This is a genomic window from Pseudomonas sp. PA27(2017), from assembly GCF_001945445.1.
In the GTDB taxonomy this organism is placed as follows: Bacteria; Pseudomonadota; Gammaproteobacteria; order Pseudomonadales; family Pseudomonadaceae; genus Aquipseudomonas.
Window position 1 is genome coordinate 158,523 of the sequence record NZ_MSXW01000002.1, and the last position, 11,775, is coordinate 170,297.

General features: G+C 54.0%; 14 protein-coding genes and 1 pseudogene. 6 read left to right on the forward strand and 9 right to left on the reverse strand.

All coding sequences use genetic code 11. The features are described from left to right. Positions 1-64 precede the first annotated feature (64 nt). Positions 65-1,267, forward strand: coding sequence for a hypothetical protein (locus BVH06_RS25005; RefSeq protein WP_139315525.1), 1,203 nt, complete (start codon positions 65-67; stop codon positions 1,265-1,267). Between the two features lie 394 nt (positions 1,268-1,661). Here BVH06_RS25005 and BVH06_RS00830 read toward each other — a convergent pair whose 3' ends face one another. The 6 genes and pseudogenes from BVH06_RS00830 to BVH06_RS00850 all read right to left on the reverse strand — a co-directional run bounded on the left by BVH06_RS00830 (position 1,662) and on the right by BVH06_RS00850 (position 4,408). Further along, positions 1,662-2,021 carry a DUF4440 domain-containing protein gene (locus BVH06_RS00830; RefSeq protein WP_075932849.1) on the reverse strand — a complete coding sequence of 120 codons (360 nt, stop codon included), beginning with the start codon at positions 2,019-2,021 and terminating at the stop codon, positions 1,662-1,664. Between the two features lie 156 nt (positions 2,022-2,177). After that, entirely contained in the window at positions 2,178-2,630 is a 453-nt protein-coding gene (gene gspS2 / locus BVH06_RS00835) for a type II secretion system pilot lipoprotein GspS-beta (RefSeq protein WP_075930129.1), read from the reverse strand. A 78-nt stretch (positions 2,631-2,708) separates the two neighbouring features. Continuing rightward, on the reverse strand, positions 2,709-3,290 hold the full coding sequence (locus BVH06_RS00840) for a hypothetical protein (protein WP_075930130.1): 582 nt from the start codon (positions 3,288-3,290) through the stop codon (positions 2,709-2,711). A gap of 2 nt (positions 3,291-3,292) precedes the next feature. After that, positions 3,293-3,868, reverse strand: coding sequence for a hypothetical protein (locus BVH06_RS00845; protein ID WP_075932850.1), 576 nt, complete (start codon positions 3,866-3,868; stop codon positions 3,293-3,295). A gap of 22 nt (positions 3,869-3,890) precedes the next feature. Further along, a pseudogene (locus tag BVH06_RS25945) lies at positions 3,891-4,001 on the reverse strand (Cro/Cl family transcriptional regulator); the annotation flags it as partial. Continuing rightward, positions 3,989-4,408, reverse strand: coding sequence for a hypothetical protein (locus BVH06_RS00850; RefSeq protein WP_075932851.1), 420 nt, complete (start codon positions 4,406-4,408; stop codon positions 3,989-3,991). The pseudogene BVH06_RS25945 and the gene BVH06_RS00850, both read right to left, overlap by 13 nt. A 441-nt stretch (positions 4,409-4,849) precedes the next feature. On the opposite strand from BVH06_RS00850, the gene BVH06_RS00855 reads away from it, so the two are divergent. After that, complete coding sequence (locus BVH06_RS00855) at positions 4,850-5,113, forward strand: hypothetical protein (protein WP_075930133.1); 264 nt, start codon at positions 4,850-4,852, stop codon at positions 5,111-5,113. A gap of 76 nt (positions 5,114-5,189) precedes the next feature. Here the strand turns inward: BVH06_RS00855 and BVH06_RS00860 are convergent, their stop codons facing one another. The 3 genes from BVH06_RS00860 to BVH06_RS00870 all read right to left on the reverse strand — a co-directional run bounded on the left by BVH06_RS00860 (position 5,190) and on the right by BVH06_RS00870 (position 6,975). Further along, on the reverse strand, positions 5,190-5,426 hold the full coding sequence (locus tag BVH06_RS00860; RefSeq protein ID WP_075930134.1) for a hypothetical protein: 237 nt from the start codon (positions 5,424-5,426) through the stop codon (positions 5,190-5,192). 179 nt (positions 5,427-5,605) lie between these two features. Further along, the gene (locus tag BVH06_RS00865) at positions 5,606-5,869 is read right to left on the reverse strand and encodes a hypothetical protein (protein WP_075932852.1); all 264 of its coding nucleotides are present in this window, start codon (positions 5,867-5,869) and stop codon (positions 5,606-5,608) included. Positions 5,870-6,018: 149 nt separating this feature from the next. Continuing rightward, positions 6,019-6,975, reverse strand: a complete 957-nt coding sequence (locus BVH06_RS00870) for a GlxA family transcriptional regulator (protein WP_075932853.1) — start codon at positions 6,973-6,975, stop codon at positions 6,019-6,021. Between the two features lie 259 nt (positions 6,976-7,234). Between BVH06_RS00870 and BVH06_RS00875 the strand changes: the two genes are divergently transcribed. The 4 genes from BVH06_RS00875 (at position 7,235) to BVH06_RS00890 (ending at position 11,714) form a co-directional block, all read left to right on the forward strand. After that, on the forward strand, positions 7,235-8,029 hold the full coding sequence (locus BVH06_RS00875; protein ID WP_075932854.1) for an outer membrane protein: 795 nt from the start codon (positions 7,235-7,237) through the stop codon (positions 8,027-8,029). Positions 8,030-8,353: 324 nt separating this feature from the next. Further along, positions 8,354-9,523, forward strand: coding sequence for a GGDEF domain-containing protein (locus tag BVH06_RS00880; protein WP_075932855.1), 1,170 nt, complete (start codon positions 8,354-8,356; stop codon positions 9,521-9,523). Positions 9,524-10,322: 799 nt separating this feature from the next. Next, a complete protein-coding gene (locus tag BVH06_RS00885) occupies positions 10,323-10,922 on the forward strand; it encodes a fimbrial protein (RefSeq protein ID WP_218189097.1) in 600 nt (199 codons plus the stop codon). 57 nt (positions 10,923-10,979) lie between these two features. Continuing rightward, on the forward strand, positions 10,980-11,714 hold the full coding sequence (locus BVH06_RS00890) for a fimbria/pilus periplasmic chaperone (protein ID WP_075932856.1): 735 nt from the start codon (positions 10,980-10,982) through the stop codon (positions 11,712-11,714). The last annotated feature ends 61 nt before the right edge of the window (positions 11,715-11,775 follow it).

Below are 11,775 nucleotides of genomic sequence, written 5' to 3' on the forward strand. Positions count from 1 at the left end.
GGCATGGAACCGGATGGAACTGGCGCCCACTTAGCTGAAGAGCAACCAGTTGAATGGATCACCTATGCCAACGCCTATCAGCAACCCGCACTTCAACCCTAGTCTGACCTTATTGCGTGGCCAACATCAGCCATTACAAATCGCGCAACCACAAGCCAGGCTCGAGCAGCCTGGTGAGGGGATTATCTCCGTCAGCGGTATGCCGGTGCAGCTAAAACCTGTGAGCAGAGCTGGTTTCACGTCATCTTTCGAAGCGCCCGCCTCTCGAGAGATTCAACAAAGAGGTCGTCAGCAATTAAGTGTCAATGATGCCAGGCATTTGCTTGCTCAGAAGGCATACTTGAGGCAACACGCTCAAGCAATGGCAGATTCTATCAAGGGAATGACGCTGAACGATTTGCCCAATTCTCGCACCATGATTCATACCCAAAGCCGGGAATATGTCAGCTCTTTGTCTCGCGCTCATAAAAGCGAACTGGCTGAAGCCTTGGATTATTATCAGCAGGCGTACGGCGACAATTTCTTCATGAACTTGGCTGCAATGGGATTTGAATCGCTGCCTCAATTTCTACGTCACCTCACACCTGATGAGGGTGAGCAATCGAATGACATTGATGAATTCGTCGAGGAGTTTGGACATCATTATGGCGCGTTTACTGGAATGTGCGAGCTTGAGGAGGAAATGGACGCCCTTAGAATGCGTTTGGAAGATACGCTGCAGGCGCCAAGTCAAGTGTTGAAAGATATTTTGCAGCATGCCCCGAAGATTGATGGGGTTCCCTTGTTGAAGGGGGCAACGAGTTCTGAAGATGCGGTAACTACAAAGCTACAAGGTGGGCGCTTTCTCAATGCAATTCTTGACGGGGAGTGCATCAACTTTAATGGCTTCTTGAGTACGACATCGTCCTACCACGCAGCCATGCAATTCTCGGGGCGGATGGCGAGCAGCGGAATGGGCGAGCCGGAATACGTTGTGGACTTGACCAAGAGCGATATGGAGAACGAAGTGCTGAGGAGGCAGTTGAAAAAAGAACTTGAAAGCGGGAACTGCAATACCGGATCTGTGCTGTTTTATATGAAGTCTAGCAACGCTGCTGGCATGAGTGTGAATGCTGCCAAAGTAGCTCTTGGCGAGAGCGAAGACCGGTTAGATTCTGAAGATGAGTTGCTATTGGCGCCAGGCCATTACCTTACGCCCGAACAGGTTGTAAAAAGTGCAGATGGAATTATAGTCATTGGCCAACTGCGCAATGGTGCTGAAAGGTGAAGTACTCGGTCGGCACAGTGTGACCGGGTATAAATAGTCGCTGGCCGAGTACGACGAGGTCATAGAGTGGCTGGATGTCCCGAGCAGTTTGCAAAGGAGCTTCGAAGAAACGGGCTCAGTTATCCTGCAGCGAGAGTCGTGTGGCGACCTGGCAATGACGCTTGTCGAAGGCAGCACTAAAGCGGATCGCAGCAATCATGAGGCTCCGTTCTGACGGGGCTGAGAGATGCGGCCGGCCGCGATGCTCCATCATCTCTTGTGGGCATGCACTGGGAGCGCGCGAGTCGTAAGCGTACGGCTAGTACACCTTTACTTAGATTGAGCCGTATCAGCAAAAAAATCGATTCATATGTGTGAGGTACCGCCTCATGCACATTAGCGTTGGTATCGATATCTACTCGGAGACCCCCGTACCTTGGTGAAACACCATGTGCCAACCACTCTCGTAGGTTTTCCAAACAGAGCTACGCATTGATAAGGACTCATCGCCATTAGCGTTTTGATGACGGCATCGGTACGTTGCTAACGCGACACCATCTGCAAGTACACGCAGTTTGAAATCCTCAATTGTTCTTTTGATCCAGGTCTGGGACTTTAGTCCCACGATCACTTCCGCTCTCGTCCAGCTTTTGCCGATAGCTCCAAACTCAACGAAGTCTTCGGCAAGCAGCTGTTTGAGCAGTCGATCATTCTTTCTCGCATCCGGCTCTAGCAACAGCTGTTCAAGCGCTAAAATTTCTAGACGGATATCCATTTCCCTCACCTACCAAGTGTGATTTACATGTGTTTCACAGTGGACAATAGATCACATGAGTTACATCTGTACCCACTGATGCGGCAGCAGCTGGCTGATGTCCTTGGACCGTGCCAATTAATGCCTCAGTCCAGGTGCCCAATCCGTAGCGGCAGCTCAGAGCCCAGATGCACGGCAGATATCAGCCGACACTGAGGCAGTGACCACGGTCGCGCCTAGGTTGTTGGCGTACACGTAGTCGTATGTCAGGCCCCCGTTCAGGGTCTTACGGAGCTCCGCGTCGGTGCAAGTGTGATTCATCAAATCAGAGCGCATTTCAGCTACCGCGTCTTCGGGGAATTCATCTCCGTCGTAGTTGATGAACGTGTAATGGAAGGTCACTAGGGCACCTGGCCCTGCCTCAGCTTTTTCGAGGCGGGTTTCGTCGTCGACCATGTTTGGCGCTTCCCTGTTCACCATGAAGGCAGTTGCCTCCGCTACCTTTGTAGCGCTCTCCAGTGCTTCAGCGGCCAGCTTTTCTGGGTCGCGGTCAATGTAGACGGCCTTGTAGGCGACCAGGCCGAACAGGGTGGCGGCGCTGAGCAGGTATATGACGAGTTTGCGATTCATGGTCGATCCTTGAGCGGCCAGCTAAGACGCTGGAAATCCTTTGAGTAATTCGTTACTGATTGATAATCATCTGGTAAATCATGGACAGGGGCTGAAAATCTGTATCACCTCTGAGCCAACCACGATGGGAACAGGACCGCTAGGGGCGTAGACATTGTGGACGCCGTATTCCTTCCGGCCGGTCCCTCTGGTGATCGTCGCATCTTTACCTGTCAGGTATGGCTGACCATTGCTGAGCAGCATCTTGATCACTTTGGCGCGGTATTCCGGATTGTTTTCCAGGGGAGCTCTGTGCACTTCGGTATAGGGGATCAGCGACACGGCCAGCTTGTCTTTGAAGACATAGAAATTCTGTCCGTCAGCATCACTGATGCACTTCACGTCCTCAGTTTTGATGACGTCTTTCTGCACGAAAGCCCCTTTTTCATAGTCCGTTAGATACAGGCTATCAGGCGTGAGAACGCTATACCCAGGCGTATATTTGCACCTGGCAACTCCATCAATGGCAAGCCAGCAGAAGCTAGTGAGCGCGGTATCGACAATCTGGTCGATCTTCAGGTCTCGCTTGATTTGCTCCCGGACTTCAGGTGATTTGTGCTCGATGTTCGTGCAGGCAGTAAGGAGGAGTGCAGTTGAAACGATGGCTATGCGGCGGAGCATCATCAGTCCTTGATCGTATTGGGCGTGGCTGAGGCATCGGGTACCTGGCTCAGAGAGATGCCGTCCAGATTGTCTGCCTCGATGTGAACCTGCCGCTTACTGTCGATGCTGACGGTTACGGTGATTCCTTCATGCAAGGCTTTCTTCAGCGCCTCGGCGTCAGTCGAGCCCCGCAGGCAGATTCTGACAGGCTTGCCCTCAGTGAGAATCAGCGGCATTCGCTGCTTGGGAAATGGTTTGACTGCCAGCAGAAGAAACGCCCCGGACGCGCCGGCATACGCGATTACGTTGAATGTGTTCAGTATCAGCATGAACACGTCTTTGCGTGATATCGGTTCCGCGCTGACTCGGAACTCATAGATTTCTTTAGCTGAAGACCAGGTGATTGTTGCCGCACCTGCAAGCATGCACAAAAACAATAGACGCAGCGCGGAGCTGGCAACGACCGGCTTTGCACGCTTAGTGTGCTCAGAGAGCCACCTTCGAAAATTCTCGCGCTTATCGGGTCCAGATGAGCCGTAGTGCCAAGCGCCTGCCGCGATTACCGCGACCATCGAGAGGAGAAACTCGTAACTCATACACATCCTTGTTTTGTCGGGCTCACACCCGCGTCGCGTGCCAGACCAGCAGAGTCTTGACTTGGATATAGGTCTCGTCGATTCGAACGATCCGATCCTTGTGTGTCGGGTTGTCCGAAATCATCTCGAAGTGCGGTGTTTTATGGAATCGGCGGGAGCTTGCCGGGGAGCTTGGAGTATCCCCTGCCTATCCGGCTCTGGCAGATCAGCTTGAAGGATCCGTGTCTCGATCATCTGACGGATCGCGTCCTCATGAAACTTGATCGTGACCACGCCAAGGATCGCGGAAAGCCCGCCGTCATCCTCCAGAAAATCCAAGCCCTTTGCAGTTATTTGCGCAAACAGGACAGCTTGGGTGCCGTCCATGTAGTCGGTGATTTTTGCGCGCACCAGTCCGTGCTCATGCAGGTATTTGCAACACCACGCCATGTCTTCGTTTTCATCGAAAATATCTGCCAGCCCATTGAAATCGACCTGCCTCGGATAGGCCGTGGCCAGCCTTTCGAGCACCGCTCGCTGAACAGATCTATCAATTCTCATCAGCCTGGTCTCCTGACCTTCGTTTCGAGCGAGCTCAAAACGATAGCACGGAGCGCCCGGCGCCCAGTTAGGCGTAAAGCCCTGAGAGGTGCTCTGTGAGCATGGGTTTAATGGTTGCCGCCATCCGGTATAGGGTCGAGTTGGGGCCATTTGCGCAGAGATTGAGGGCAGCGTTCGTTCGCTTCGACCGAGCTGCAGGGCAGTAAGGCAGGGTTACAAGCCTGATTGCAGCTATTGTCGCATAGCTGTGTCAGCAGTTGTATGGCGTCCTACGAACGTTTTGGTCTCTCCAGCGGCTGGCTGCACAGTGGCAAGTCGATTCTCGGCGCGCGGAGTGCCGTTCAGCTGAAAAGCTACAAAGTTTCCTGAATCCCCACCACAGAGCCTCTGTCACTAATTACAGACGCGGTATTTCCCACGCATGTCGATGAGGTGACAGTAGTGAGATGCTTTATCTGTGGCGACGACGCCTGGTTGATTTCCAAAACGGGCACTTACGCGGCGTGTGACTGTCGCACCTGCGGGCTGTATCGAGTCGAAGGTGGCTGGTTCCAGGGCATCGCTGCTCCCGTACCTGCCGACGATTTCCGCGCCTTCCTGCAGTTGCAGCGCGAGGAAAGCCCGGATGACACGCCGGTGATCAGCAGCGAATCGGCCAAATCCTTGTTCGCGTTGAGCCAGCTCAATACCTCGCAGGCGATCTGACGGGCGTGGGCGGCTCTATGGCCGCCGCTCGTCTCTGTGCGCTCCAGGCCAAAGGATTACCTTCCCTCAGATTTTCTCAGGCGCTTTTGGAGCGAACGATACGGCCAGCCTTGATCTCGCCCGCATATTTGTTGAGCCGATCCTCGTCGTTGGTCAGTACTCCGACCATGCGCATAATGGCCCAGGCGTCCGCCTCATTTTCCGTCCCTCGCAAACGCTCGGCGATCTTCAACAGGTCGACGGAGACCCATCGCAGGTCTTCTGCAACGGCTTTCAGATCTTGCTTCAATATCTGTGTTTGGCGCTGGCCCATATGTACTCGTATGCGTTGAAATGGTGACGACCGTGTAGAGCGAACAGCGCTTCTGGCGGCTGCAAGAGTGACAGCGTTGCCACGTTGAGATCGCTGAGATTGGCATTTTACGCCATCGCCGGATCGTCCAAGAGCAGAGGTGGGCGGTAATTCGCTTGCCGGATTACCGCCATTGACATTTAAAGGTCTTTCTTCAGTTCCTTGTCAATATGCTTGTCTGCCTTGTGCCGCTCCTTGCTGTCATGGTCGATGCCTTTGTCGATTTCCTCGGCGCTGTGATGCTCGCCTTTGTCTACCTCGTGGGCATCGTGTTTAGCATCCTTCTCGACATCCCGGGCCTCCTCGCGGATGCTCTTTTCGGCCGGGCTTTCTGCCATGGCCGCCGGGATGACCGTCGCAGAAACGAACAAGGCGACAGCCAGAGTGATGAGTGTTTTTGGCATAGTGATTCTCCATTTCTCTATGGGCAGCCCTTTATGGGGCTGTACACCTTGCACTCTAGTTCAGGAAAACGAGGGCCGACGTGCATCCAGTCGGTTTGCTCGAGTGCATGGCGCCTCGGTTGTGCTGCCGCGTGAGGTGCACGCTAATTTCAACTGGCTCGAAAGTGCTCACGGTGCTCCTTGGGCGTCACGCCAAATGCTTTGGTGAAGCGCCGAATCAGCGTGGCTTCATTATTGAATCCAGTCTTGCAGGCCACCTCCTTGAGCGGCCTGTTCGAGGTCACCAGGAGATGCCGGGCGGCGTCCAGGCGCAGTTGTTCGACCATCTTCTTCGGCGTGCGTCCTGTTTCCGCCGTGTATTTGCGAATGAACGTACGCTCGGTCATATTCATGAAGTTGGCCAGCATTGAAATCGACAGATCCATATCGAGGTTTCTGGTTATCCAGGCGTGTAGATCGGAAAAGTGACTGCTTTCAGCCTGTAACTTCAATGACGAGCTGAATTGTTCCTGATCGCCGGGGCGCTTCAGAAACATCACCAGATGCCTCGCCACTGCCAGTGCCACGGAGTGCCCCAGGTCTTGTTCAACCAGAGATAGTGCCAGGTCGATGCCTGAAGTTATGCCTGCGGACGTCCAGATATTGCCATCTTTGATGTAGATGGGGCCTCGCTGTACGGAGACGTCAGGGAACCGCTGCTCCAACTCGTCGTAGGCTGACCAGTGCGTAGTCGCCTTCAGCCCTTTCAACTTGCCGGCGGTTGCCAGTGCGAACGTGCCGATGCACACACCAACCAGGCGCTGCGCCTTGTTCATGTGTGCCACGAGTTCGATGAAACGCGGGGATTTGCACAGATCATGAATGCCCAACCCACCAGGAATGACCAGGGTATGCGGCTTCGGCGTTTCAGCATCGAGCAGGCTGGTATTCAATGACAGTCCTGAAAACACGTCGGTTCTCTCTTCCAGTGCGATAACCGATATTGAATAGGGCGGTCTGGTCGACGGCGCAAACATGTTCGCTGCAAGAAAAACGTCGAGAGGGCCTGCAAGGTCGAGCAGGCTGATGCCGGAATACGAAACAATTTGTATCGACTTACTGGGCACAGGGCAGTCCTTGTAATCTGATTACTACCCGCCGCCTGCCGGACTGGCGAGAACAATCAATTTTTTGTCCATTAGGCGAGCATCAATGGCTTTATTGTTACAGCTCAATTTTGAACAGTGATTTGCTCAGATAAGCAACTGTTCGAAGCTACATCTGACGTGTCGCGCTTCCAGTACAACGATAACCCACGGTTACCCGTTTCGTTGCCTATCTGGTCTGGCCCACGGAAGGGTCTTGGAACTATATAGGAAGCTTACGATGCGCTTGCAACCCACTCTTTTAATCGCCCTCGCCACGCTGAGCCTTGTCGGGCCGGCCAACGCGAGCGCCTACGATAGCTGGGAGGGGTTCTACGGCGGCCTGTCCATCGGGCAACGCACGCTGATTGCCGATTGGGCACAAACCGGCCTCTACGACACCGAGGGTCCGTATCTCATGGACAGCCACTTCACCCGTAGCTCGCGTGATCGGGCTGCCTACGCGGGCGTTTATGCGGGCTACAACTGGCTCATCAGTAGTCAAGTGATTGCCGGCGTCGAACTGTCCGCCGGCTATGCCGGCAATGAATCCTCGGCCAATCCCCTCTACCTACCGCCGACCCCTGTTTTCGACGGGGTGCTGCCAACCGCTGCCGCTACTACCCTGAAGTCCGATTGGGATGCAAAACTGCGGGGCCGGCTGGGCTATATGGTTACGCCGACTACGCTGCTGTATGGCGCGGCCGGTGTTGCGGTCACCCAGCTCAAAGCGACGACCACTTGTAGGGGGCCGATAGGCTTTGTTTGTTTCGGCCCTGACCGTAAGGAAACCGTTTCCGAGACGCTATTTGGCTGGACCGCTGGCGTCGGCGTCGAACACGCCTTGTCGGATCGCGTGCTGGCCCGCGCCGAGTACAGTTATACAGACTATGAGCGCGCTTCGTTCATGGCCCAGCGCTCCGGAAAAGACGACTACGATTTCGCCTCTGGTTCGGGTAGCGCCGCAGCGGGCATCAGGGGGAGGGCCGATTTGACAACCCAGGCGTTTAGCCTCGGCCTGACCTATCGCTTCTGATAGGTGATAGTGCTCTGGCGAGTTGGTCAGCAAACATCCAAGACCCGCAAGGCGCGGGATTGGGTGTTTGAAGGCCGGCCATACGAGTGCTTGCTAGGGTTTCTCACTGCGCCATCCGAGTGCATTGGAATGGCTTTGAACCCGAAGCGCTCGTCTACTGCGACAACGGGCCACTGAGAGGCAAATGCCTTTCAACGCGGGCCTTCAATACGATTCGCAACATCAAATGGCTGTACCGAATGCCCGGTAGGCATCTTTCAGCGATCACGCCCTGCCAGTCCTCCCGTGTTCGGTCCTAATCGTACTCTCACCTGCGCGAATTCCATGGTCACTACCGTCATTATCGGCATGCTCTGCGTGTACCTGCTGTGCTTTTGCGTGATGTTCTTGGTGATCAGCACACGTCTTGCCGACCAGAAAATGGGCATGGACGTGTTCGCGCTGGGTAACCTGTTGCTCGGGCTTGCCTATATGCTTCAGCTATTGGGTGGAGCACCTGGCTGGAGCGCGATGAGTGTCGTCAACCACACCCTGACGCTGTGCGCACCCGTCACCTATGCCATCGGCGCCATGCGGTTCTTCAAGCGTCCAACACCGGTGCTGCGCCCGCTGCTCGCCTTGGCTGTCACTTACACAGTCGCTCAAGTGCTGGTGCATCTAGCGCTAGGCAGTGAAGCACGCCATGCGCTGCTGGCCGGTTCCTGTGCGCTGCTCTTCCTGCTGATGTCGTGTGCAGCGGTGCACGCCAGCCGGACTTTTGCTAGGGATTTGCGGATTGAAATGCTGGTAATTGCCGCGCTTATCCGTGGCATCTGCGTGCTGAACGCCGCCAAGTTCATGATGATCGTTGGCGGTGGTCTGGCCGCGCTGGACATGGGCGGCAACTTTCAGAAAATCTTCTATTTGTATATGTCATTCCTCGCTACGGTGTTGCCGCCCTGCGCGGTATGGCTGGTGCTACGCCGTCTTACTGATCAGCTACGCAGCCTGGCGGCCCGCGACCCGCTAACGGGCCTGCTCAATCGGCGTGGGCTGATGGACGTTCTGGAAGCACACTTTCGCTCCGGTACTGCAGAACCTGGCTTTCTACTGATCGTCGACATCGACCAATTCAAACGTATCAACGATACCCACGGCCACAAGACGGGTGACCTGGTGTTGTGCCATGTCGCCGATACGCTCAAGCATGCCGCCCGCCAGGGCAATCTGATTTGCCGGCTGGGGGGCGAGGAGTTCGTGGTGGTCGCATTGGGTTCTGACAAAGCAGGTGTGCTTCAACTGGCAGAGCGCATGCGTGCAGAAATCGAAACTCTTGAGCTGCGCAGCTCTGATCGAAAGCAGTCAATCCGTTGTACTGTGACCATTGGGGTTTCGGACTCGTTCGCCAGCACGCAAGCAGTTGATGAGTGTTTGCAACTGGCGGATTCTGCGCTTTATCGAGGAAAGCGAGCAGGGCGTAACCGGGTCGAGTGGCGGCCCGCACACGATCTCTGAAGCTGCACGAAAGTCGCCGAGTGAATCGTGAGCGTGGCAACGCATAGCATACAGGCAGCGTTTAAGAATTGTGAGTGAGCATTCCGGCTGGGCTGACAACCCAGCCGACTTTCAAATACTGCCTCAGCAGGTTCGGCAGGTTAATTCAGCGTTTTCTCATCGCGGACACTACCGTTAACAACGGCCAAGACAAAGATCTTGAGTGTCGTCTTGAATTTCTCCAACTCTCATAAATAAGTATGGCGATGCGGAAAAGCCGTAATTCTCGGATTGTTCCCTTCTTGGCCATAGCCGCCGCAAGCGCAGTAATTTTTGCAGAACATGCAGAGTTTGTTATCGATCAGAGTGATCGATTGCAAACCGCAGGTATTGCGCTGCTTACTGAAAGGTAATCAAGGAAAGGCTGATTTGGTGCGATAACGGATGTCGTATGAGTCAGCTTGATACTAATAAAAAATGATCGCCGCTCAAGGTTTTAGAAATCCGCTCGATCTGGGTAAGTTGGCCGACGAGATGACTTCGTCAATTTTTAGATGGTGCGCGGAATTAGCGAGTTGTCCGTCAATTATTAAGTAATGTTCTGGCAGGAATCATCAACTTTTTGTCCGCTTGAGGCGTGTCGGTGGCTCTATCTTTAGGGTCTTGTTGTTGAGAGCTTGATTTGCTTTTGCAATGAGTTGCATCAAATTTTGCATGTCGAGATGAGATTCTGTTGCCGAGCGTGGAGGTGTATCGATAGTTGAGCGAGTTTCAAGATCTAACCTGTATCAAAGTTTAATTGTATGCGGCAGTCGACTCTGTGACCGATCACTACGAGGTGGCTGCCGATGCAGTACATAAATTACATATCAGTGGAAAATATATAATGAAACTAAAAAGCTTGTCGCTGGCCCTTACCGCCGCTGCCTCCGTACTGGTATTCGGCTCGGCAATGGCCTCCGACGGAACGATCACCATCAATGGCTCGGTGACTGGCAATACGTGCACCGTAACGGGCAACGGAGCTGGCGGTGATATCACGGTCAACCTGGATCGCACAGGTACCAACACCCTTCATGCTGCGGGTCAAACAGCCGGGTTCAAACCCTTTACCATCACGCTGAGCGACTGCACCGCTGCTGGTCTTGTCAAGGCGGGCTTCGAGGCGGGCGCGACGACCAATATCGCCACTGGTCGTTTGAAAGTGTTGCCGGCCGCTGACGCGGCAAGCAACGTAGAACTGCAATTGCGTAACCCCGACAACTCCGTCATCAAAATTGGCGACAGCAGCACCATCCAAGGCACAACCGTCGAGAATGGTACGGCCACTCTGGACTATCTCGTCGGTTACTACGCGACAGGTGCCGCAACGCCTGGTACTGCAAACAGCACCGTGACTTACAGCATCATCTATCCGTAACGGATGGCACAGGAGGGGGTTTTCCCCTCCTGGCTCAGATCGTCATTCGAGGGCGCAATGGGAAAAAAAGTACGTCTTTTTTCAATTTTCGTCGGTATGCTCTTTGGCAGTCTTATGACCCTGCCGGCATCCGCGACAATCGTTTTGAGCAATACACGAGTGGTTTACAACGCCAGCGATGCCGAAACCAGTGTAAGGCTTGTCAACAATGGAGCAAGCCCGTCCATTGTTCAGTCCTGGATTGATGACGGCGAGATCAATCAAGATCCCAGTCAGCTCAAAGTTCCATTCATGTTGATGCCACCCATGGCCCGGGTCGAGCCAGGCCAAGGTCAAACATTGCGACTGATGTATACCGGTGAGCAACTGCCCAGCGATCGTGAGTCGATCTATTACCTTAATGTGCTGGAAATTCCCCCGAAAGCTAATGCCAAAGAGGGGGAGAACTATGTGCAAGTCGCGCTGCGTACCAGAATCAAACTTTTCTTTCGGCCTGATAGGCTTCAGGGAAGGTCAATCGAAGCTCCAGCGAAAATGACCTGGTCCATAGTTGAAGACCATGGTGTCGCTTACCTCAAAGCTTCGAATCCTACGCCTTATCACGTCTCTATGAGTGAAGTGGCCTTGGATGCAAACGGCAAGCTCACTCAGGTAGGAGAGGGCATGGTTGCTCCGTTGCAAGCGCTGAGTCTAAAACTGAACGAGCGACCAAGCAGGGGAGCCAGAGTAAGACTGTCGGCGATTGACGATTTTGGTGCAGTCCGGGTGGTCTATAGCGACTTACAGCCGTAACGGCTCAAGAAAATAATACGAGTGATTCTCTTATTATAGGGACGCTTTCAAGAGCAAGGCT